The organism is Catellatospora coxensis (assembly GCF_016862635.1).
GTDB classification, from domain to species: Bacteria; Actinomycetota; Actinomycetes; order Mycobacteriales; family Micromonosporaceae; genus Catellatospora; species Catellatospora coxensis.
In genome coordinates this window covers 1-21,394 of the sequence record NZ_BONI01000011.1, presented here as the reverse complement: position 1 = coordinate 21,394, position 21,394 = coordinate 1, and the positions used below count along the sequence as shown (strand labels likewise).

Here is a 21,394-nt window from a genome sequence, read left to right as displayed (position 1 = left end):
CACGGATCCCGGGGGCGTTTCGGCCGGACCGGGGCTGGGCACGTAGCACCGGAAGACAGCGACGGGCCACCGTTCACGGGGCCCGGGGATCGAGGTGGTCACCATGTCCGAGCCGCAGCAGCAGCCTCCGGGCACCCTGCAGGCCATGCGCCGCAAACCCGACCACGGCGAGGACAGCTACCGTGGCTGCGGCCGCCTGCAGGGCAAACGTACGGTGATCACCGGCGCCGACAGCGGCATCGGGCGGGCCACCGCGATCGCGTTCGCGCGCGAGGGCGCCGACGTGGTCATCGGCTACCTGGACGAGCACGACGACGCCCGCGACACCGCCAAGCTGGTCGAGGAGGCCGGGCGCAAGGCCGTGCTCGTCCCGGGCGACCTGTCCCGCCGCGAGGAGTGCGAGGCCCTGATCGACACCGCGGTGCGCGAACTCGGCGGGCTGGACGTCCTGGTCAACAACGCCGCTTACCAGATGACGCACGAGACCGTGGAGGAGATCGCCGACGAGGAGTGGCAGCACACCTTCGACCTGAACATCACCGCGATGTTCCGCCTGGTCAAGGCCGCGCTGCCGCACCTGGGGGAGGGCGCTTCGATCATCAACACGGCCTCGGTCAACTCCGACATGCCCCGCCCGACCCTGCTGCCGTACGCGACGACCAAGGGCGCCATCGCGAACTTCACCGCGGGACTGGCCCAGCTGCTCGGCGATCGAAAGATCCGGGTCAACAGCGTCGCACCCGGCCCGATCTGGACGCCGCTGATCCCGTCGACGATGCCGCCGGAGCACGTCGCGGAGTTCGGCAAGAACACCCCGCTGGGCCGACCCGGCGAGCCCAAGGAGGTCGCCCCGGTGTTCGTGCTGCTGGCCTCCGACGAGGCGAGCTACATCTCGGGCGCGATGATCCCGGTGACCGGCGGAAAACCGATTCTCTGAGCCCCGGCCGCGCGCCATGGCGACAGCGACGAGACGCAGGCGGCCCGCCGCGAGACGCGACGGGCTGCCCGCGCCTGCCGTCGAAGTGAGCGCCGACGAGTTCGCCGAGCTGGACGCGCTGCGCGACGGCGGCCGGTGGCACGTGTTCGGCCGCGAGCTGCGGGTCACCAACCTGCGCAAAGTGCTGTTCCCCGCCCGGCGCGGCGAGCCGCCGGTGACCAAGCGGGATCTGCTGCGCTACGCCGCGGAGATCGCGCCGACGGTGCTGCCGTACCTGACAGCTGTTCCGGCCGGTCCTCGACCACTCGCAGCGCCTGCCGCGGCTGCGCTGAAAGCTGCGGCCGCGCCGGCATCCAGATGGACGCCGGCGCCGCCGACAGGCTCCGTGCCACCTAGCCGCTCGTCGACCCGAAACCCGTGCCCGTCGTGCCCGCGGCGGGACCGGAGCCGGGGCCGGGGCTCGAACCGGAGCTCGATCCGGGCGACGCCTGCTCGCGTACCGTCGAGGCCGCGTCGCCGACGGTCGAGGTGACCGACTCGACGGCCTGCTGCACCGGCTCGCGCAGGTGCTCCTTGACCTCGCCGGCCACCTCTGCGGCCTGCTCGCGCAGCTCCTCGGAGTGCTCAGACACCTTCTCCTTGACCTGCGCCGCCAGCTGCTGCTCCGGTTCGGTCGCCGGCAGCAGCGACGACACGATCACGCCGATGCCGAAGGCGATCAGCCCGGCAGCCAGCGGGCTGCCCTGGGTGCTGGACAGCACCCGCTGCTGGGCCGCGCCGGCCGCGTCGCCGACCGATCCGGCCGCCGACGAGGCCTTGTCGGCCAGGGCGGATACAGCCGAGCCACCGGTGTCCGCCGGGTGCTGCACCGTTCCCATGATCTTTTCGCGTACCGAGTGCGCGGCGTCGCGCATCCGGTCCACCCGCCGGCCGACGACCCGTGCCGGGCTGACCCGGTCGGTGAGCGCGTCGACGTCGTAGCGCAGGTCCTCGCGGGTGCGCTCGATGTCGCGGCGGATCTGTTCGGTGTCGGTGCTCATGATGGGTTCCTCCCCCCGTCGGTGTGCCCGCGCAGTGCCGAGGGCACCTGCTTGACCGTCTCCGCGGTCTGCGTCAGCGGCGCCCGCATCGTCCGCAGGCGCGACCGCCCGGCGGCGTACAGGACCGCGCCGACGATGCCCCACAGCACGGCGACCAGCACCGCCGCCCAACCGGGGTCCATCGCCGCGGACAGCAGCCGCCACAGCGCCAGCGACAGGAACAGCACCACCAGGTATGCCGCCAGCGCGGCGGCCGCGAACATGCCGGCCGCCTTGCCCGCCTTGGAACCCTCATCCCGCAGCTCGGCCTTGGCCAGGTCCAGCTCCTGCCGCATCAGCGTGGACAGGTCCGTGCTGATCTCGCCGAGCAGCTCGCCGATCGACGGCTGTGTCGCCCCCGCGGGCCCGCTGCCCAGGTCGCCGCGCAGCGGCTCAGTCCTCATCGGGACACCTCGCTCTCCTGCTCGTAGCGGCCGCCCGCGCCGGTGTAAGCCAGCTCGTCCGGCGTGACCCGGGCGGGACGGTCGCCGGCCCGCTCCATCGGAAGCCTTGACTGCATCGGTGCGGCCGGCGGCAGCGCGGCTTCGTTCGCGCCGCGGGGCGCCGAGGCGATGTTGCGGGTCAGCCGACCCACCACCAGGCCTGCGGCGAGGGCGCCGAGCAGGAAGGTGCCCGGGTGCCGGCGCGCGTAATCGCGCACCTCGTCCAGCACCTTGCCGGGCTCCCGGTGCTCCAGCCAGTCGGCTGTGCGGTGGGCTCCCGCGGAGACCTGCTGCATCAGCTGCCCGGCCATCCGGTCGGACCCGTTGCCCTGGCACATCGACGACAGGTCGTCGGCGATGGTGTGCAGTCCGCCGGCGATCCGCTGCTGCTGGGTTCCGGCCTGGTCGCGCAGTTCGTGGGTCGCGGTGTCGACCAGGCTGCGGACCTGCGAACCGGTCTCCTGCGCGACCTGCTGGACCTGCTCGGTCGCGGTCTTGGTCACCTGCCCGGCCGTGGCCGTGGCCGTGTCCGGCCCGCCGGAGGCCGGTTCGCTCGGGCCGATCCCCGTCGGCGCGATGCTCGGCTGCGTCTGCCCGGGCATCGTGATGCCGCCCGGCTCGGGCGAGCCGATGCCGGTCGCGGCCGTCTGCTCGTACTGCTCGCTCATGTCTCCCCCTCCACCTGAGCGGGAGCCGCGACCGTCACGCCGTCGTGTTGGTGTCTTGCTCGGGGCCGCGAATGACTCCCGCAGGGTGGCCGTTCCCCTTCAGGACCAGGCGAAACACATCTGCACGTGCGGATCGCGAGTTAATCGCGGGTCAGCGGGACGGCCGCGTCAGCGCAGGTCGATCCGGGGCAGCGGCTTGAGGGCGGGGCCTTGCAGCACCGTGCCGTCGACGTCGAAGCGCGAGCCGTGGCAGGGACATTCCCAGGTGCGTTCGGCGTCGTTGAACCCGACGATGCAGCCGAGGTGGGTGCAGCTCGCCTCGACGGCGTGCACCTGCCCGGCGTCGTCGCGGTAGGCGGCGCAGCGTTTCCCGTCGGCCCGTACGACGGCGCCCTGTCCGGGGGCCAGCTCCTCGACGGTCCGGTCGGGCTTGGTGAAACGCGCGCCGACGAGGTTCTTGGCCACCGACGCGGCCGCCTTGACCAGGCCGGGCGCTTCGGCGAACGGGTGCAGCCGGTGCGGGTCGTACAGGTCGGCCCAGTCGGGGGCCGCCGTGCCGAGGATGCGGCCGGTCAGCGCTGTCGCCGCGACCATCGAGTTGGTCATGCCCCAGCCGTGGAAGCCGGTCGCCACCCACAGGTGTCGGTGTCCCGGGAAGCGGCCGATGAACGGCAGCCCGTCGGTGGTCGTGTAGTCCTGCGCCGACCACCGGTAGTCGGCCTCGCTGATGCCGAACCGCTCCTGCGCCCAGGCCAGCAGCGCGGCATAGCGCCGGTCGACGTCGGCCTCTCCGGGTTGGTACGTCTCACCGGTGACGATGAGCAGGCGGCCGCCGTCCGGCAGCGGAGCCGTGCGCACCGACCGGTCGTCGTCCACGCCCAGGAACATGCCGTGCGGGTCGGACCCGGCCGGTATCGGCGCGGCGATGACGAGTTCGCGCTTGGGGACCAGCCGCGTGTACAGCTCGGGCCGGTCGAGCACCGGATAGCCGGTGGTGACGACCACGTCGGCGGCGCGTAGCACCAGACCCGACGCGAGGGTGACCTGGCCGTCGGCGAACTCGGTGACGCGGCTGTGTTCGAAGATCCGGCCGCCCAGGCGCGCCAGGTCGGCGGCCAGCGCGAGCAGGAAGCGGCGGGGGTGGAACTGGGCCTGCCCGCCCACCCGGACGGCCCCGGTGACGGGGTAGGGCAGCGCGGTGCCGGTCACGAACTCGGCGGGCAGCCCGGCCTCGGCCGCCGCGGCGGCCTCCTCGCGCAGCCGGTCCGCGCCGTCGTCGGTGACGGCGTAGGTGTAGGCGTCACGCTGTTCCCAGTCGCAGTCGATCGCCAGGGCGTCGGCCGCGGCCCGCAGCGCCGCGAGTCCGGCGAGCTGCGACTGCCCGTACCACCTGGCGTTCTCGGTGCCCAGGTCGGCGTAGACGGCGCCGTGCAGCGCCGTGACCTTCGCGGTGGTGTTGCCGGTCGACGCTTCGGCGATCCGTCCCGCCTCGAGAACCACCACGCGCCGCCCTTGCCGGGCCAGGCTCCAGGCGGTGCACAGTCCGGCGATGCCGCCGCCGACGACGACCACGTCGGCTTCGGTGGCGGTGGCCGCCGGGTAACTGGTGCGTTGCGTCGATCGCATCCAGAACGAGCCGATTTCGTCCACCATCATCCCGGGCTACCCCCGCGGCCGCCGAGGCAAACACACGCACGGCGTGCGCCCTGCAGGCCGGCCAACGCATGGCCGAAGCCGTTTCGGACCGCTGTGGCGGGAATGAGAACGCCTAGCTCACCGAGACGTCTGGGACCCCGTCTCCAAACAACCGCAGTTCAAACTCGCCGCCGTACGCCTCACCCGGCTGGCGCCCGGCGCTGGACCCGCGCCGGCTCCCGTAAACACGGCGTCGGCCCCGGCCGGCCCGCCGCCGCCGAAAGGTGGTGCGTGATGCACCTGGCTAATGGACGGTGGTGTGCCAGGCCGCGCAGGCGTGGCGCGACCACGAACTGATCGCCGTGATCGCGACCTGCCAGCCCGAGACCAAGATCCAGCAGGCGTGGCTGACGACCCGGCTCAAGGCGGCGGCCCCGCAAGCACTGCTGGTGGCGCGCTGACCGGAGTTTGGCGTGGTGGAACACCGGGAACGATCCGGTGCGTATCGACCATCCGACCCGCCGAGGAGAAGACCATGAGTGAGCAGCGTCAAGCGCCGGCGGAGCACCGCGAACCGGCCGATGCGGTAGAGACCCCGCTGCCCGCCGAGGAACTGCGCCGCCGCCAGCAACTGGGGCAGACACCCGGAATGTTCGTCGAGCCGACGCCGAGCCAAGCGCTCGATCAGGACGCCGACGACAGCGCCGATCGGGACGAGGCCGCCTGACACGATCACCGGATCGCGCCAAAGTGCGCTCTGAGCTGCTTAGGCTCAATGCGTCGCGTGAGTCGGCTGAGGGGCGATCCGGTGATCGTGGGACTGGAGGAGATCGGCCAACGCGCCTCGACCGGCGCGTTGCCCGGCTGGGACCAGGTCGACGTGCTCGTCGACGACGCCTACCGGTTCGCGCTGCGCGGCACCGGCGGCGCGGTCGCCGACTACATCCCGGCACTGGCCCAGGCGGACCCGGACCTGTTCGGGGTCGCCGTCGCCCAGGTCGACGGCGGGCTGCACGCCGTCGGCGACGTCGACGTCGCGTTCTCCATCCAGTCGATCTCCAAGGCGTTCGTGTACGCCCTGGTCTGCCAGAACTTCGGCCACGAGCAGGTCATGGCCCGCATCGGCGTCAACAACACCGGCCTGGCCTTCGATTCGGTCATCGCGATCGAGCTCAACGACGGCCATCCGATGAACCCGATGGTCAACGCGGGCGCCATCGCCGCCACCGCGCTGATGCCCGGCAGCACACCGGGGGAGCGGTGGGAAGCGATCCAGACCGGCCTGTCGGCGTTCGCCGGCCGGGCCCTCGCGCTCGACGACGAGGTCTACCGCTCCGAGACGGCCACCAACCAGCGCAACCGGGCCATCGCCCGGCTGCTGGAGAGCTACCGGCGCATCGACACCGACCCCCTCGACGCGGTCGACGTCTACACCAGGCAGTGCTCGCTGCTGGTCACCGCCAAGGACCTCGCCGTGATGGCGGCGACCCTCGCCGACGGCGGCGTCAACCCCGTCACCGGACGCCGGGTCGTCTCCGCGACCGTGTGCCGCGACACCCTCGCCGTGCTCGCCACCAGCGGCCTCTACGAACGCTCCGGCGAGTGGCTGTTCGACATCGGCCTGCCCGGCAAATCCGGCGTCGCCGGCGGCATCATGGCCGTCTCACCCGGCAAGGCCGGCATCGGCACGTACGCCCCGCGCCTGGACCCGGCCGGCAACAGCGTGCGCGGGCAGCTCGCCACCGCGCACCTGTCCAGGGCGCTGGGGCTCAACATCTTCGCCTCCGACGCGGCCGTATCCCCTGGCGGATAGTGCGTTTTGGCGAAGCTGCACGCCTATGAGACCTATACGTTATAATTGACCGAACTTGCGTGCATTCGCACGGGTTCTCGGGAGACCGGATGTCGTCGGTCAGAGACGATTTCGACGCCTTGCTCGCCGCCCGCGCAGTCAGTCCAGTTTTTCAGCCGATAGTCTCGCTGCGTGACGGGCGGGCGGTGGGGCTCGAAGCATTGGCCCGTGGTCCCCACGGAACGCGCTACGAGTCGCCCACGTCGCTGTTCGCCGAAGCCGCCCGGCGCGGCGTGACCGCCGAGCTTGATTGGATCTGCGGCGTCAACGCGTGCGCGCTGGTACTCGATACAGATCTTCGCCACGTTCCCGTGTTCGTGAATGTGGATCCGGCGACTTTCGGGACGCCCTGCCCCATCGACTTGCTGCCCACCTACCAGCGGGCGTTGCGTGAGCTGGACCTGATCATCGAGATCACCGAACGCCGGGGTGGTGATCCCGCTGCCATCCTGCGTGGAGTCACGACATTCCGGCAGCAGGGCGGCCGGATCGCCGTCGACGACGTGGGCGTCGACCCGTTCAGCCTGAACATGATCTCGGTTCTCGCCCCTGATGTGATCAAGCTCGACCGAAGTGTCACGCAGTGCGCGGGCCCGTCGTGGGCGCAGACATTCGTCATCAACTCTGTGCAGATGGAGGCACAAGCCACCGGTGCCGCGGTGCTCTGCGAGGGCATCGAGACTCCCGAGCACCTTGCCGCGGCCCGTGCCATGGGCGCGACGCTCGGCCAGGGCTGGCTGTTCGGCCGGCCGGCGCGGCTGCCGGCAGCGGTGGACCTGTCGGCCGATCCCATACCCCGGGTCGCCCCGTACCCGCCCAGCGCCTCGACGCCGTTCTCGGCGATCCGTGGCCGTGCCCCGACGCTGCCGATGAGCCCGCAGATGCTCACACCGCTGTGGGCGCTGCTGGAGGAGATGGCCCTGCACACCGACGCGGTCCGGGTGCTGTATGCCGCCGTCCCCGCCACCACGCCCTTAGACGAGCAGACGTGGCTGACATACAGCCACATCGCGAAGCGGGGGATCGCCGTGGTCGTGTTCGGCCAGGCCTCGGCCGCTCCGCTGGGAGCCGGTGTGCACGTCGTCCCGCTGCCCGACTCGGATCCGGTCCAGGGCGAACGTGCCCTGGTCGCGGTGGGCAGCCACTTCGCCGCCGCGGTGCTCGCCCGCCGCGCGGAACCGGACCTGTACGACGCCGTGCTGACCTACGACCGCAGGATCGTGATCGAGGCGCTTCACGCACTCGTCGGCAGGCTGACCTCGCTTTCGGTCGATGAGCCCGGGCGGGGAGTTTGAGCAAAAGCGCGAAACCGGCCTGCCCGCGCCACTCCGATCCCGATGATGGGCAGATGGTGGCTGAATCTGACGTGTGCCCGGAGAAGCGCCGGCTGGCACAGGCCGACTCCGGTGAACTGCCCTGGCGGGCCTGGGGGCCGTACCTGTCCGAACGCGCCTGGGGCACGGTGCGCGAGGACTACAGCGCGACCGGCGAAGCGTGGACGTACTTCCCGCACGACCACGCCCGGTCCCGGACCTACCGCTGGAACGAAGACGGCATGGCCGGCATCTGCGACGACGGGCAGCACTTCTGCTTCGCCCTCGCGCTCTGGAACGGCCAGGACCCGATCCTCAAGGAACGCATGTTCGGCCTCACCGGCCCCGAGGGCAACCACGGCGAGGACGTCAAGGAGTACTGGTGGTACGAGGACTCCACCCCCACCCACTCCCACATGAGCTGGCGCTACCACTATCCGCAGGCGGCGTTCCCGTACTCCGAACTGGTCGAGGTCAACGCGCGCCGCGGCCGGCACGAGCCGGAGTTCGAGCTGCTCGACACCGGGGTATTCGCCGACGACCGGTACTGGTCGGTCACCGCCGATTACGCCAAGGCGTCCCCGACCGACCTGTGCGTCGTGGTGACCGTCGCCAACCGCGGACCCGACCCGGCGACCCTCCACGTCCTGCCCACGCTGTGGTTCCGCAACACCTGGGCCTGGGGCCGGCCCGGCCACGACGACGTCCCCACGATCACCGGCCAGGGCGGGCACCTCACCGCCGAGCACGCCGAACTGGGCACGATCGAGCTGGTCGGCGACGGCACGCCGACCGCCCTGTTCTGCGACAACGAGACCAACACGCGGCGGCTGTGGAACGTGTCGGGCCGCTCGGCGTACCCGAAGGACGGCATCAACGACCACGTCGTCCACGGCGCGGCCACGGTCAACCCGGCGATGACCGGCACGAAGGCGGCGCTGCACTACGTGCTCGACGTGCCGGCGGGCGAGTCCCGCCAGATCCGGCTCCGGCTGGCGCGGCCGGCCGAGTCGTCCACCGACCTCGGCGCCGGATTCACGACCGTCCTGGCCGACCGGCGGGCCGAGGCCGACGCGTACTTCGCCGACCTGGTCCCGGCCGGGACGACCGACGAGGAGGCCCGCGTCGTACGCGGCGCGATCGCCGGGCTGATGTGGGGCAAGCAGTTCTACCGCTACGACGTCGGCCAGTGGCTGGCCGGGGACCGCACCACCGTCGCCCCGCCCGCCGACCGGCTGCACGGGCGCAACCGCGACTGGTGGCACCTGGCCGCCGCGGACGTCATCTCCATGCCCGACCCGTGGGAGTACCCGTGGTTCGCGGCCTGGGACCTCGCGTTCCACTGCGTCGCCATCGCCCGCGTCGACCCGGTGTTCGCCAAACAGCAGCTGCTCCTGCTCACCCGCGACTGGTACATGCACCCCGACGGGCGCATCCCGGCGTACGAATGGGCGTTCGGCGACGTCAACCCGCCCGTGCACGCGTGGGCGGCGCTGCGCGTGTTCGACCTCGACGGCGGCCGTGACTTCGACTTCCTCGAACGGATCATGCACCGGCTGATGCTGAACTTCAACTGGTGGGTCAACCGCAAGGACGCCGACGGCAGCAACGTCTTCGAAGGCGGATTCCTCGGCCTGGACAACATCGGCCCGTTCGACCGGTCCGCGCCGCTGCCCGTCGACGGCCGGCTGGAGCAGTCCGACGGCACCGGCTGGATGGCGATGTACGCCGCGAACCTGCTGGAGATCGCCGTCCGCCTCGCCGTGCGAAACCCCAGCTACCAGGACGTGGCGACGAAGTACTTCGAGCACTTCGCCTACATCTCCGCCTCGGCCCAGTCGCTGTGGAGCGACAAGGACGGCTTCTACTGCGACACGGTCCGGGTCGGTGGCGGCCCCCCGATCCCGATGCGAGTGTTCTCGATCGTCGGCCTGATCCCGCTGGTGGCGACCGTGACCTGGCGCGAGGGCACCTTCGGCCGGCTCACCGAACTCGTCGAACGGGTCAACTGGTTCCTGGCGCACAAACCCGCCTACGCCGCGGTCGTCGGCGAGCATCGCACCAGCCCGTCGGGCGAGCGCCGCCGCCTGCTGTCGATGGTGACCATGGACCAGCTCGGACCGCTGGTGTCCCGGATGCTCGACGAGGCCGAGTTCCTCAGCCCGTACGGCCTGCGCAGCATCTCGCGCGTGCACGCCGCCGAACCGTTCGTCGTCGACCTCGGCGGCCGGCCGTTCAGCGTCGGCTACGAACCGGCCGAGTCCCGGACCGGCGCGTTCGGCGGCAACTCCAACTGGCGCGGCCCGGTCTGGATGCCGGTGAACTACCTGCTGATCAGCGCGCTGCACCAGTTCGGCGACTTCCTGGGGGAGTCGGCGACGTTCGAGTACCCGACCGGTTCGGGAACCCACCACGGCCTCAACCGGATCGCCGCCGACGTGTCCGAGCGGATCATCGGCATCTTCCTGCGCGGCCAGGACGGACGCCGGGCGCTGTACGGCGGCACCGAGGTCCTGCAGACCCACCCCGACTGGCGCGACCGCCTGATCTACCCGGAGTACTTCCACGGCGACAACGGCGCGGGCCTGGGCGCCTCACACCAGACCGGCTGGACCGCGCTGGTCGCCGACCTGATCCTGGGCCGTGCGGACCGGCGGCAGCGCTAGGGGGCACTACTCTCGCGCGTTGAGTGGATCAGCCGGCGTCGGCGTCCGGTGGGGTCTCGGGCTTCGCGGCGAGGTGACGGGTGAGCACGGCGAGCTGCTCGCGCAGGCCCGTCAGCTCCTTCACCTCGGCGCGCAGGTGAGCCAGTTCGGCCAGTACCGCAGCGTCGGGGGTGGTGTCGCCGTTGTCCGCCTGCTGCGGTTGCAGCCCGAAGAAGCTGGCCAGCGAACCGGCGAGCAGGCCGAGCAGGGCCACACCCATGATCATGATCGCTGCCCCGTCGACCCGGCCGGCGGTGGTGATGGGCACGATGTCGCCGTACCCGACGGTGGTCAGGGTGACGATCGCCCACCAGAGCGAGTCGCCGAACGTCGCGAACTCCGGGTTCGTCGGGCGTTCGGCGTAGTAGGCCATGGCCGCGCCCACGAACAGGACCGATCCGGCGACCAGCGCGACCCGGCCCAGGCGGGCGAACAGCCGCCGGACGCCCTTGGTGGCGATCAGGAGCCGGCCGAGCCTGGCCAGGCGGAGGACCACCACGATGCCGGCGCCCTGCGCCCCGGACACCAGGAACCACGGCGCGGTCAGCAGCACGATCGCGAGGTCGAACTTGCCCAGGTGGGTGCCCAGATAGCCGACCAGCAGCCGCTGGTGGACGAAGAAGTCGACGGCGAACACCAGCCACGAGACGACGCCGACCACGACCGCGACCCAGTTGCCCTGCTCGGGAACGATGATCAGCGGCAGCACCGCGGACAGGATGATCGGGATCCGGACCCGGCGGTCGTACTCCGCCAGCTTCGCCGCGGCTGCCGCGCTCCGTGGCTGTCCGCGCGCCGGGACCGCTTCGACGCCGCCCCCATCGGTCGTGTTCACACCGACGATCCTGCCGCTCGCCGGCCGCCGAACCCCGCAACCGCCTGCTTCCGCCGCAGCGTGTTGCGGCGCAAGCAGGCCGGCGGTCACCGCCGCAGGGCGGGGGCCTCCGTGGCCGAGCCGACGTCGTCCCGAGCCGCCGCGGCGAGCACCCGGGCGTCGCGGCGGTTGGCGGCCAGGCTGGCGAGGGTGACGGTCAGCAGCACGCCGATGATGACGGCCAGCGACAGCACCGTCGGCACCTCGGGCAGCGCCGGCCATACCCCGTGCGCCCAGTGCAGCACCAGCTTGACGCCGATGAACGCCAGGATCAGCGCCAGGCCGTGGTTGAGGTAGCGCAGGCTGCTCAGCGCGTTGTGCAGCACGAAGTACAGGGCACGCAGGCCCAGCAGCGCGAACGCGTTGGTGGCGAAGACCAGGTACGGGTCCTCGGTGACGCCGTACACGGCGGGCACCGAGTCGACGGCGAACACCACGTCGGTCATGAACACCGCGGCCACGACCAGCGCCATCGGGGTCAGGGCGCGCACGCCGGCGCGGCGCACGGTCAGGCGCGAGCCGTGGTACTCGTCGGTCACCGGCATGAACCGGCGCAGCAGCCGTACGCTGCGCATCTTGTCGATGTCGATGGCGTGCTGGCCGCCGCGCATCGCGTCCCGCAGCACCTTCGCCGCGGTGATCAGCAGGACGCCGCCGAACAGCAGGAACGCCCAGGTGCCGGTCTGCAGCACCGCCGCGCCCGCGGCGATGAACACCGCCCGCAGGACCAGCGCGCCGACGATGCCGTACAGCAGCACCCGCTGCGCGAGCTGCGCCGGGACCGCGAACGCGGCCAGCAGCAGCATGAACACGAACAGGTTGTCGACCGACAGGGACTTCTCGACCACGTATCCGGTGAAGAACTCGACGGCCGGGGTGCCGCCGAAGCGCCACCACACGAAGAAGCCGAACGCGACCGGCAGCGCGAGGTAGAACACGGTCCAGCCGACCGCCTCGCGCATCCGCACCGCGTGCGGTCTGCGGGTGATCGCGAAGTCGACGGCCAGCAGGCCGAGCAGCACCAGGACGGTCGCCGCCCACAGCCACGGCGTGCCGATCGTGGACAGGGGAGCGGCAGAGGTGTCGACGAGCATGACGAGACTCCAGACGTGTGCGTCTGAGGTCTCCCTCACCCGCGCGAAGCGCGAGCGACCGTCCGGGGCCGGGCGGCCGGCCGTAATGACCGGAGCGGTCTGTCGAGGTACTCCCCTCAAGGCGTCACGATACCGCCCCGACCTGTGAATTCGCTGAGGGTGACGGGTGGTGCGGGTGTGCTTGCCGGGGCCGGGCGCACGGGTGATCGTGGAGAAGGGCAGGCGTTGCGAGGGAGGCGCCGACGATGATCGAATTCGTGCTCACGATGTTGCTGCTGGCGTGCGCGATCGTCGCAGGGCTGGCACTGATGAGCCCGCCATACCGCGGACCTGGCGACGGGCGCCTGCGGCACCGTTGAATCCGGTCAGCCCACGCGCCGGGCCGACGCGTACAGGCCCGGGTCCGGGACGTCGTGGATGTCGAGCGGGTTGAGACTCCACGCCCCGGCGACCAGCATCACGTGATCCTCCGACGGCGCGGCGGCCCACCAGGCCGACCACTCGCTGTCGCCGAGCGCGCCGGGGTCGTCGGGGAACGGCATGGTGCCGACACCGAGGGCCTGCTCGATCTCGCTGACCGGGCCGTGGAACTGGTGCACCTGGCCGTCGCCGATGCAGTACGCGCGTCGCACGTGCCCGTCCCGGCAGAGCGCCCACGCGTGGTACTCCGAGACCCGGTGAGTGCCGAAGAAGCAGACCTCGCCCAGCGCCCGGCTGAGGTCGGCGAGCCGGGGCAGGAAGTCAGCGTGGTCGCCGTCCAGGCCCAGGTCCCGGCCGTGGGCCAGGACCCAGCCCGACACCGGGGCGCTGACGTAAACACCCTGGTCATAGGCGCGGTCGGTGCCCTCGTCCCACGACATCGGCACGACCTGGCCGAGACCGAGCGCTGTCGCGACCTCCGCGGCAGCCCCGTCGCGTACGGCTATCCAGGAGGTCTTGTATCCGAATCCCACCCGCTCACGGTTTCACAGCGACGAAACCGAACAGGTCCGGGACCGGTCCGCCACCGGCCTCGGTGACCCGATTCAGGCGCAGGCCGGCCGCCATGGCGGCGTTGAGCAGCTCGGCGAGCGGGATGTGCCAGCCGCCCACGCGGGCGCGAACACCGTGCGGGTTCCAGGTCTCGAACGTGTGCTCGCGCTCGGCGTAGCGTTCGTCGACGACGACGCGTGGCCTGCCGCTCCAGTCGGCGAACGCGCCGATGAAGCACGGGTGCACGCCCAGGTGCACGAACCGGCCGCCGGGCCGCAGCACCCGCCCGATGTCGCGGACCACCGCGGCGTAGTCGGGCACGTCGGTGCTGGACAGCACGCATACCGCGGCGGGTAGCGAGGCGTCGCCGAACGGCAGCGCCGCGGCGTCGGCGACCGCGACCGGCAGCCGGTGCATCGCGTGGCGCAGCTGCCCGGCGGACAGGTCGACGCCGACCGGGGTCCAGCCGAGGTCGGCGACGGCGGGCGCGTGGGCGCCGGTGCCGCAGCAGACGTCGAGGCAGAAGCCGTCGCCGGGGCCGAGCAGGTCGGTGAGCGTGGCGTGCACCCGGCGCAGGTAGTCGCCCGCGGCGGGTGACATGAAGTCGTTGTACCAGTCGGCATGCGCGTCGTACGCGGCTGTCGTCCCTGTCCCCATGCGACCGAGCCTAGGCAGGACACCGCGAGGAAGCGGCCCCGTTCGCTCAGAGCATGCCTGATCCAGACGCGATCGGCGTGGTCGAAGAAGCCGGGGGCACGACGCATAGCGGGAGCCGACGGCCGCACCACCGACGACTCCCATGGGCGTCTCCCGCGGGCGCTACGGAATGATCGCCCGCCAGGCGGTTACCACCACCACTTCTGACCGGGCGCGCCGCTGCACGTGTTCTGGTAGACCCCGGCGAAGTCGGCGGTGCTGAAGACCTCGATGCACTTGCCGGTCAGCCGGTTGGCGATCAGCCCGTTGTTGGGGTTGAACGTCCAGAGCTGGTTGCTGCCGCCGTGGCAGGCGTACTGCCCGAGCTGCACGTAGTTGTTCCCGTTCGACCAGGGCACCTCCAGGCACTTGCGGCTGTTGACGTTGACCACCCAGCCGGTCTGCGTGTCGTAGTTCCATTGCTCGACCGGACCGCCGTAGCAGTAGTACTGGCCGGCCGGCGCGAAGTCGGCCGTCGACCCGTAGCTGATCTCCAGGCACTTGCGGGACCACTGGTTCTGGATCAGCCGATTCCATCCCTGGCCGGCCGACGCCATGCTGGGCGTCATCACCACGGCCATCAGCGCGACCACCGCTGCGACGATCCACTTGCTGAATGTTTTCTGCATGTCCGCAGGGTCGGACCGGTCGCGAGACGACGCCAGCGACGGTCGATGATCCGACGGTCGGCCCACGGGAGATTACGCCTGCCGAGTGAACAGATCAGGCCCCGGACCGCAGCTGCGATCCGGGGCGCGCGCTGATCACACGGTTTCGGTCGGCTTGCGGCGTGCGTACCGCCACCATCCGGCCAGCAGGGCCGCGCCGACCAGTGCACCGGCCACGCCGATGAGCAGGCCGCTTCCGGAGGATTCCTCGTTCGACGAGGCGAGGGCGACCGCCTGTGGCGAGGGTTCAGCGGACACGGCGAGCGGCTCGGTCGCCGACGGGCTCGCCGCGGCGCTGACCAGGGCTGCCGACGGGCTGGCCAGGGCGGCCGGCTTCGGGCTGGCCGCGGCCCGGGTGGGGGACGGTTTCGGCTTGGGCTTGCAGTCGGCGGCGGTGACGCCGGGCACCTTCAGCGGGATGGAGACCGAGTTGTTCGACGTCTTCGGGTCGCCCGCGTAGTCCAGGCGGAACCGGCCAGGCGTGACGCACTTCTTCTTCAACACGAAGTAGTACTCGGTCGTGTGGCCGCCGCTGCCGCCGTTGTAGGTGTCCAGCCACATCGAGCCGTTGACCTTGCATCGTACGCGGGTGTGCGGCACCACGACCGTGCACAGGCCCGGCCACTGTGCGAAATACTTCTCGTCCAGCTGCCGAAATACCGTGCCGGGCGGCGCCGTGATGTCCTTCACCACGGAGGTGTCCGTGGTGTTCTCCGGCCCGTAGTTGTGGGACCGGATCACCACCGTCACGTAGCCGATGCCGGTGTCGCCCTTGTACATGCTGTTCGCGTTGGGATCGAGGGTCGCCAAGGTGACCCTGGTCGACTCCAGCCCGACCGCCACGTCCGAGCTGGCCACCTGCGCCAAGGCCGGTGAACCTGCCAGAGTGACGGTGGCGAGCGCTGCGCAGACGACCGAAACGACCCGGCGCATGAGGACCTCTTTCCCGTCGGTCCGGTTAGGTGGCAGTTCGTGATCACGCCGGGTGGCCCGGACGTGGAAGTGATCGGATCGTCACCTGCTGATCCGCACCGCGGTCACGACCGGAGGCGCAGTGCCGAGCTGCGCCTCCGGTCGACGCCGTCAGTTCGGGATGCCCTTGCCCTTGCTGCCCCGGACCGACTTGGAGATCTTCTTCTTCCACGAGACGGCGCAGCGCACGACGTGGTCGCCCTCATCCCAGTCCGACTTGCTGCGGGCCGAGGCGATGCCGCCGTAGTACTCGGCCTGGCCCGCGCTCACGCCCAGGAATTTGCCCTTGAGCACCTGGCACTGGCTGTGGATCGCGTTCCACTGCCGCTCGGACGTCGGGTACGGCGTGGCAGCCGAGGCACGGAAGACACCCACGTACTCCGCGTTGTGCGGCTTGTTGCAGGGCACGTCCTCCATCTGCGCGATGTCGTCGCCCTGCTCGTGGACCACCACGCAGCCCGACAGCAGCGCGGCCGGAACGGCGCCCTTCAGGCTGCCCGTGCGGGTGGTGAAGCTGTTGTCCCGGTCGAAGGTCTTGATCTCGCTGACCTCGCAGCGGAACCAGCGGGCACCGCTCTGCCAGGTGTCGGTACGCGGCGTCGCGACCCGCAGTTCCAGCCGCGCGTCACCCCACGCGCGGCCCAGGTACGCCTTGGCCTTGGCATCGCACTCGACCAGCGCCGCCGCCTTGTCCGTCGGACCGGGGTACTTGTCGATGCTGAACTTCCCGACGTGCACGACCTCGCCGTGGTGCGGCTCGGCGCAGTCCACGACCGGCGCGGAGCGCATCGCCACCGCGACGGGCACGCCGCTCATGCACTCACCGACCTTCGGCTCCCAGCCGGTGACCGCCGCCATCGCCGCCCAGTCGTCGACGAGATCGCCGTCCGCCTCGCTCGGCAGTCCGGGCGCGCAGCCCGTCAGCGCAAGATTCGTCAGCAGTGCTGCCAGCACCATGCCGGCCTTGAGGCGTCCCCGCATCGCCATTCCTCCCAGGTCGTAACCTGCGAGATGCTATGCGATCTTGAATTGCGGCAGATCAGCCGAACGGCCATTAGGGCAGCGGCACCTTCTCGTCACTCTGCGTGAGCGGCGGTGCGTTGCGGACCTGTACCGGGGTGCGCGCGGACTACTCGCGTTCGGAGGTGTCGCGAGTCAAGCCGCTGGTGACGGCATGACGACGGCCATGGCGGAGGCGGCCAGCAGGGGCCGCCTCGGCGTCCGGCACACTGCCGAAGTGACCGAGCGGATGCTTGCCCTGGAAGAACACGATGACCGTTGGATTCTGCCGTTTCGTGGTCTTCGCGTGACTCAGATTCTGGTCGACCACGCCTTCAGCCTGCGACTGGACGACGCCGGGCAGGTGCGGATCGAGGGCAAGGCCACGTTGGGCTGGGCCGCCGCCGGGGTGAGGCCGGAGACGATCACCTTGGACCCGCAGCGCCAGGACGTGGCTGCCGGCCTCGCTGTGTTCAACACCGACGTACTTTCCGCCGTGGCGTTCAAGTCGGGGGTGCTTCGCATTGTCTTCAGCAGCGGACGGCTGCTCCGGGTCCCACCTGACTCAGACTACGAGGCGTGGACCGCCGGTGGGCCCGGTGGTATGTCGGTGGTGAGTCTTCCGGGAGGCGAACTCGCTGTCTGGCTACCTCGGCCGTGACAGAAACACAGCGAAGAATCATAGTTGATCAGGCGGCGGTCGTCCCTGCGCACACCTTGCTCGACTCGATCACTGCGCCGGTCGACATGAAACCTGCTGAGATGCAAACATGAGCACATGCAGCTGTCCGGAGACCGGATCGTCGCCCCGAGGAACCTCATGATCCGAGAGATCATGGTCAGCCGTAGCTGCCTGACCATCACTCTCGAGGAAGCGCTGTTCCTGCGCCAGGGCGACACGTTGTGGCTGGACGGCTCGGTGCCCGTCGTTGAACGAGTCGACGGCACCACGGTGCGCCCCCGCTCCTCCTCGGCGGCGGTCAACCGGAGCTTCAGACTCCTCTGACACCTGGGCCAGCGCCAGCGGAATCGAACATCTACCCAGCTCAGCCAACGAAACGTGACTGCCGTACCAAGCGGGCCGGCATCACGATCAACCCTGCTGACCTGGCGTTCCGGTCGAACCGAACGAAACGGTCGATCACCTGATCGCCGACGTCATGATGACGAGCCGGCTACAGCTGACTGATCGATGGCTCACGGCGTACGTCGGCCAGGGGGTGATCGGTACGCGGAATGCATCGCAGAAAGTTCGGTGCGTCGATGAACCGTCGGCTCCTAGAATACGCGGGTGGATCTTTCCCGTCTCGGCACGCCGATCCGGCCGATGGTCCGCGTCCACGGTGGGTACGGAAACCGGATGTACCGGCTCGACACCGACCGAGGGTCGTTCGCGGTGAAAGGGCTGAACCTCGCCGATCGCCGCTGGACCTACCACGTCGAAGACGTGTTCAGGTTCGAGCGGGCGGCCTTCGCCGCAGGCATTCCGATGCCGGAGCCGGTCTCGGCCGACCACGACACCCTCGTACACCGATGGGTCGAGGGAGAAACGGTGCCCGAAGAACCGGTGTCGACGGCGTACGCATTCGAGATCGGCGAGATCCTCGCGCGCATCCACCGGCTCGACGTCGCGTGGACCGACCTGTCGACCGAGGAGCCGACCGCACGGGACTGGCCTGAGCTGGCCACGCGGGCGGTGGCGACGGGCCAGCCGTGGGCTGACGAGCTAGCCGCCCAGGTCGATACGCTCCTCGCGATCGCCCAGTTCGTCGGCACCTGCGAACGGCCGGGGCCCGTCGTCCTGACCCACAAGGACATCCAACCGTGGAACCTGCTCTCCCGCGAGGGCCGGCCGGTGGTGCTCGACTGGGAACTCTCAGGGATGCTCGACCTGTCCGGGGAACTCGGCTCGACCGCGCTGAGCCTCGCGAAGGGGCGCGGCTTCGACGGCATCGAGCCGGCCGTCTTCCGCGCTGTCCTGGACGGCTACGTCGCGGGCGGGGGAGTGCTGCCGCCGTGGGGGCCGAGCTGGTTCGTTTACATGGTCGGCGGCTGGCTGGGCCACGTGAGGTGGAACCTGCTCCGGTGCCTCGCCGGTGTCGAGGCGAGCACCGGCCCCGAGCTCGCGCTGTCACACCAGTCCGTGCGCGACGGCGTGCGCGGCCTGCCCGACCTGTTCGGCCGGCTACCGGAGCTCGAGTCGCTACTCGGCTGACAGTGACCAGGAGGCGCGGCAAGCTAGCGAAGGCTGCGGATGTATGCTTCGACCTCTTCCTCGGTCAACGGCCGGAAGTAGTCGTACGGGGCGACGGATACTCCTTCACAGACCTGGCGAGGATCATCTTCGTCCGCGTCCGGGTCCAAGTCCCGCGCCCACCTGGATCCCATCGACCAGATGGCGAAGCCGGGCTCGACCCGGTACCCGATGTCGATCGGTTCGTAGCCGTAGCCCCTGGCGGCGAGGTCGGCCACGACGTCCTCCAGGAATCGATAGGTCAGTTGAACGCCGTCGAAGTAGACCTCCTCACCTCCGTCGCCGGAGTAGGCGATCTCCACCACCTCGACGGTGTCGTCTGCCGTATAGGTCAGCACAAGAGCGGGAGCGGTGTTGTAGACCGCTCGACTCGCGCGGCCTGGATGCACAGCCGCGCCCACTCGACGCTCAACCTCGTCCCGGCTCTCGCCTACCTTTGCCAAGGTCACGCCCTCGCCAGGGATGATTTCCATCCGGCGATCATGCCATGGGCGGGTTTTCCGGCGGACCGTCAGCCGTGCGACAAGACCGTGCCACCGGCGACCGGGTGCGCAACCTGCGTCGATGTCGCAGGGCATCCCTCAGCCGAGGATGCCCCGAGAGTCAAGGAACAGCACGTTCCTCAACCGCGCCTCGGATCTGCGCGGCGGGCACTGCGTCTGTCCAGCTCTCATGGCGAACAGCAACCCACCCCAGGTCCATGCGGCACAGCGTGCCTGCGATCGTCGCTGCCGACAGCGCCGGATCGCCTGCCGCGTGGACTTCTACGTCGAGATGCCAGCCACCGTCACCGGTTCCAGCCCCGGTGACTTCGCCATCCGAGCCGAGCGCAGCCGTGATGGCGTCCTCGACGTCGTCCCGGTCGACACAGTCCGGAAGAGCTGCTCGGCCGATGATCTCGAAGAACATGAAGCGAGCCTATGCCGCTGCTGTACTCAAGGTTCGGGTCGCCCCAGCTTGGGGTCCGGCAAGGGCGCGTGCCACCATCTGTCCGTGCGTACGCCGGGCGAGTCCAGCCATGAGGAGGAGTGCCTCCTGCTCAATGCGAGCGAGCATGACCTGTTGCCTGGCGTCCTTTACGACTGGCGTACCGACCTGGAGCTGGAAGGCAAGCTGTCCCGCCTTCCGCTGCTGGCGGACGCGTTGCTCGGGCTCGTCGATCAGGGCGTCGTCGAGGCGCGTCGCTTTTCACCGGAGCTGGTTGTGGCCGGCACCTTCGAGGTGTTGAGCCGGGAGGATCTGGCCGAGGCACTGGCCGATCCGGCGACCTGGCAGTACACGGCCCGAGGTTGGACTCATCGCGATGAGGGCGTCTGCATCGTGCGGACTGCGCAAGCGGCAAGGCCTCCGATCGGAACCGCGGACGCGCTCTGATCTTGCGTGCGGTATCCGTGCGACAAGCGCCGGCGAATGGTGGTTCCTGGCGGTCGACTGCGGTGAATACCTGACTTGTGCAGGTCACCGGCCTTCCGGGCCGTCGGCCGGCCATAGCGCTTCTAGGCCGTGGTCGGTGGCGTAGAGCAGGTAGGGCCGCAGCTCAGCGGCGTGTTCCAGGTCGCGGAGCAGCGCGTACAGATGAACCGACCTCGCCGCCGGGAACGGTTGGGCGGCCAGCAGGCCCCTCAGATCCCCGAACCGCCAATCCACACCCAGCAGCTTCCTTACCCGTACCAGCAGCTGAACTTCATCGACCGGAATCCCAGCCACATAGACGTCGGCGGTCGGCGGCAGGTCTGGCTCCGGGTCGGCCGGCAGAGCGAAACCGCAACGCAGCCACACCTCGAACGAGGGGGCAACGACATGGAGGTCGACCTCGCCGAGTCCACCCAGGTCGGCACAGAACACCGGGCTGCCGCCGCCGTCGAGCCTGAGGAAGAATCCCCGATCGCCTTCCTGGCCGATCATGAGGTAGCCCGTGAGCCACTCGCCGATTCCGTAGGTCGTGTTGCGCTCGGGCAAGGACTCCAGGCAGTACATGACCACTGCATCGGCGACGACGTCGTCGGTGACCGACGCCAGCCATCGCTGGTAGGCGACATCCGTCCGGGGAATGAGCTGCTCGACCATCTTCACCGTCGGCTCCTACCCGTTGGCTCTGCTGGCGATGCCGACACTCTACGCACGGTGACGACTGCGGTTCCTGGCCGGCGATCGATCGTACGGACTGCCGACGGGATGGTCAGATATTCGTGTCGGAGGTGAGCCAGCGCCGCCAGCTCGCTCGCCTGACCGT

At 70.1% G+C, this 21,394-nt stretch carries 24 protein-coding genes; 10 read left to right on the top strand and 14 right to left on the bottom strand.

Features of this window, described 5'->3' with window-relative positions:
- Positions 1–103 precede the first annotated feature (103 nt).
- On the top strand, positions 104–937 hold the full coding sequence (locus Cco03nite_RS08725) for an SDR family oxidoreductase (protein WP_203690854.1): 834 nt from the start codon (positions 104–106) through the stop codon (positions 935–937).
- Between the two features lie 392 nt (positions 938–1,329).
- On the opposite strand, the gene Cco03nite_RS08720 is transcribed toward Cco03nite_RS08725, so the two are convergent.
- From Cco03nite_RS08720 to Cco03nite_RS08705, 4 genes are all read right to left on the bottom strand, one after another.
- Positions 1,330–1,977 carry a DUF3618 domain-containing protein gene (locus Cco03nite_RS08720; RefSeq protein ID WP_203690852.1) on the bottom strand — a complete coding sequence of 216 codons (648 nt, stop codon included), beginning with the start codon at positions 1,975–1,977 and terminating at the stop codon, positions 1,330–1,332.
- Positions 1,974–2,420, bottom strand: coding sequence for a phage holin family protein (locus Cco03nite_RS08715; protein WP_203690850.1), 447 nt, complete (start codon positions 2,418–2,420; stop codon positions 1,974–1,976). The genes Cco03nite_RS08720 and Cco03nite_RS08715 overlap by 4 nt, the downstream gene beginning before the upstream one ends.
- Positions 2,417–3,127, bottom strand: coding sequence for a hypothetical protein (locus Cco03nite_RS08710; RefSeq protein WP_203690848.1), 711 nt, complete (start codon positions 3,125–3,127; stop codon positions 2,417–2,419). The genes Cco03nite_RS08715 and Cco03nite_RS08710 overlap by 4 nt, the downstream gene beginning before the upstream one ends.
- Before the next feature lie 168 nt (positions 3,128–3,295).
- Positions 3,296–4,783: an FAD-dependent oxidoreductase gene (locus Cco03nite_RS08705; protein WP_239167222.1), complete on the bottom strand. Its 1,488-nt coding sequence runs from the start codon at positions 4,781–4,783 to the stop codon at positions 3,296–3,298.
- Positions 4,784–5,079: 296 nt separating this feature from the next.
- Here Cco03nite_RS08705 and Cco03nite_RS08700 point away from each other — a divergent pair, with 296 nt between their 5' ends.
- The 5 genes from Cco03nite_RS08700 (at position 5,080) to Cco03nite_RS08680 (ending at position 10,593) form a co-directional block, all read left to right on the top strand.
- Positions 5,080–5,223, top strand: a complete 144-nt coding sequence (locus tag Cco03nite_RS08700; protein WP_203690846.1) for a hypothetical protein — start codon at positions 5,080–5,082, stop codon at positions 5,221–5,223.
- A gap of 74 nt (positions 5,224–5,297) precedes the next feature.
- Positions 5,298–5,489, top strand: coding sequence for a hypothetical protein (locus tag Cco03nite_RS08695; RefSeq protein ID WP_203690844.1), 192 nt, complete (start codon positions 5,298–5,300; stop codon positions 5,487–5,489).
- A 57-nt stretch (positions 5,490–5,546) separates the two neighbouring features.
- Entirely contained in the window at positions 5,547–6,575 is a 1,029-nt protein-coding gene (gene glsA, locus Cco03nite_RS08690) for a glutaminase A (protein WP_239167221.1), read from the top strand.
- Between the two features lie 89 nt (positions 6,576–6,664).
- Positions 6,665–7,909 carry an EAL domain-containing protein gene (locus Cco03nite_RS08685; protein ID WP_203690840.1) on the top strand — a complete coding sequence of 415 codons (1,245 nt, stop codon included), beginning with the start codon at positions 6,665–6,667 and terminating at the stop codon, positions 7,907–7,909.
- Positions 7,910–7,962: 53 nt separating this feature from the next.
- Positions 7,963–10,593, top strand: coding sequence for an MGH1-like glycoside hydrolase domain-containing protein (locus tag Cco03nite_RS08680; RefSeq protein WP_203690838.1), 2,631 nt, complete (start codon positions 7,963–7,965; stop codon positions 10,591–10,593).
- 28 nt (positions 10,594–10,621) lie between these two features.
- On the opposite strand, the gene Cco03nite_RS08675 is transcribed toward Cco03nite_RS08680, so the two are convergent.
- From Cco03nite_RS08675 to Cco03nite_RS08645, 7 genes are all read right to left on the bottom strand, one after another.
- Entirely contained in the window at positions 10,622–11,467 is an 846-nt protein-coding gene (locus tag Cco03nite_RS08675) for a potassium channel family protein (protein WP_203690836.1), read from the bottom strand.
- 86 nt (positions 11,468–11,553) lie between these two features.
- A complete protein-coding gene (locus Cco03nite_RS08670; protein WP_203690834.1) occupies positions 11,554–12,600 on the bottom strand; it encodes a TerC/Alx family metal homeostasis membrane protein in 1,047 nt (348 codons plus the stop codon).
- A gap of 365 nt (positions 12,601–12,965) precedes the next feature.
- A complete protein-coding gene (locus tag Cco03nite_RS08665; RefSeq protein ID WP_203690826.1) occupies positions 12,966–13,553 on the bottom strand; it encodes a hypothetical protein in 588 nt (195 codons plus the stop codon).
- Between the two features lie 4 nt (positions 13,554–13,557).
- The gene (locus tag Cco03nite_RS08660) at positions 13,558–14,229 is read right to left on the bottom strand and encodes a class I SAM-dependent methyltransferase (RefSeq protein ID WP_203690824.1); all 672 of its coding nucleotides are present in this window, start codon (positions 14,227–14,229) and stop codon (positions 13,558–13,560) included.
- Positions 14,230–14,417: 188 nt separating this feature from the next.
- Positions 14,418–14,897 carry an RICIN domain-containing protein gene (locus Cco03nite_RS08655; RefSeq protein ID WP_203690822.1) on the bottom strand — a complete coding sequence of 160 codons (480 nt, stop codon included), beginning with the start codon at positions 14,895–14,897 and terminating at the stop codon, positions 14,418–14,420.
- A gap of 135 nt (positions 14,898–15,032) precedes the next feature.
- Positions 15,033–15,869, bottom strand: a complete 837-nt coding sequence (locus Cco03nite_RS08650; RefSeq protein ID WP_203690821.1) for a hypothetical protein — start codon at positions 15,867–15,869, stop codon at positions 15,033–15,035.
- 150 nt (positions 15,870–16,019) lie between these two features.
- Positions 16,020–16,889 (bottom strand): septum formation family protein, encoded by an 870-nt coding sequence (locus Cco03nite_RS08645; protein ID WP_203690819.1) that lies wholly within the window; start codon positions 16,887–16,889, stop codon positions 16,020–16,022.
- A 256-nt stretch (positions 16,890–17,145) separates the two neighbouring features.
- Here Cco03nite_RS08645 and Cco03nite_RS08640 point away from each other — a divergent pair, with 256 nt between their 5' ends.
- From Cco03nite_RS08640 to Cco03nite_RS08630, 3 genes are all read left to right on the top strand, one after another.
- On the top strand, positions 17,146–17,568 hold the full coding sequence (locus tag Cco03nite_RS08640) for a DUF6188 family protein (protein WP_203690817.1): 423 nt from the start codon (positions 17,146–17,148) through the stop codon (positions 17,566–17,568).
- Positions 17,569–17,685: 117 nt separating this feature from the next.
- Entirely contained in the window at positions 17,686–17,913 is a 228-nt protein-coding gene (locus Cco03nite_RS08635) for a hypothetical protein (RefSeq protein WP_203690815.1), read from the top strand.
- 285 nt (positions 17,914–18,198) lie between these two features.
- On the top strand, positions 18,199–19,122 hold the full coding sequence (locus Cco03nite_RS08630; RefSeq protein ID WP_203690813.1) for a phosphotransferase family protein: 924 nt from the start codon (positions 18,199–18,201) through the stop codon (positions 19,120–19,122).
- A 23-nt stretch (positions 19,123–19,145) separates the two neighbouring features.
- Here the strand turns inward: Cco03nite_RS08630 and Cco03nite_RS08625 are convergent, their stop codons facing one another.
- Positions 19,146–19,634 (bottom strand): hypothetical protein, encoded by a 489-nt coding sequence (locus Cco03nite_RS08625; protein ID WP_203690803.1) that lies wholly within the window; start codon positions 19,632–19,634, stop codon positions 19,146–19,148.
- 130 nt (positions 19,635–19,764) lie between these two features.
- A complete protein-coding gene (locus Cco03nite_RS08620; protein ID WP_203690801.1) occupies positions 19,765–20,070 on the bottom strand; it encodes a hypothetical protein in 306 nt (101 codons plus the stop codon).
- Positions 20,071–20,154: 84 nt separating this feature from the next.
- On the opposite strand from Cco03nite_RS08620, the gene Cco03nite_RS08615 reads away from it, so the two are divergent.
- Entirely contained in the window at positions 20,155–20,535 is a 381-nt protein-coding gene (locus Cco03nite_RS08615) for a hypothetical protein (protein WP_203690799.1), read from the top strand.
- Positions 20,536–20,619: 84 nt separating this feature from the next.
- Here Cco03nite_RS08615 and Cco03nite_RS08610 read toward each other — a convergent pair whose 3' ends face one another.
- Entirely contained in the window at positions 20,620–21,234 is a 615-nt protein-coding gene (locus Cco03nite_RS08610; RefSeq protein WP_203690797.1) for a hypothetical protein, read from the bottom strand.
- Positions 21,235–21,394 lie beyond the last annotated feature (160 nt).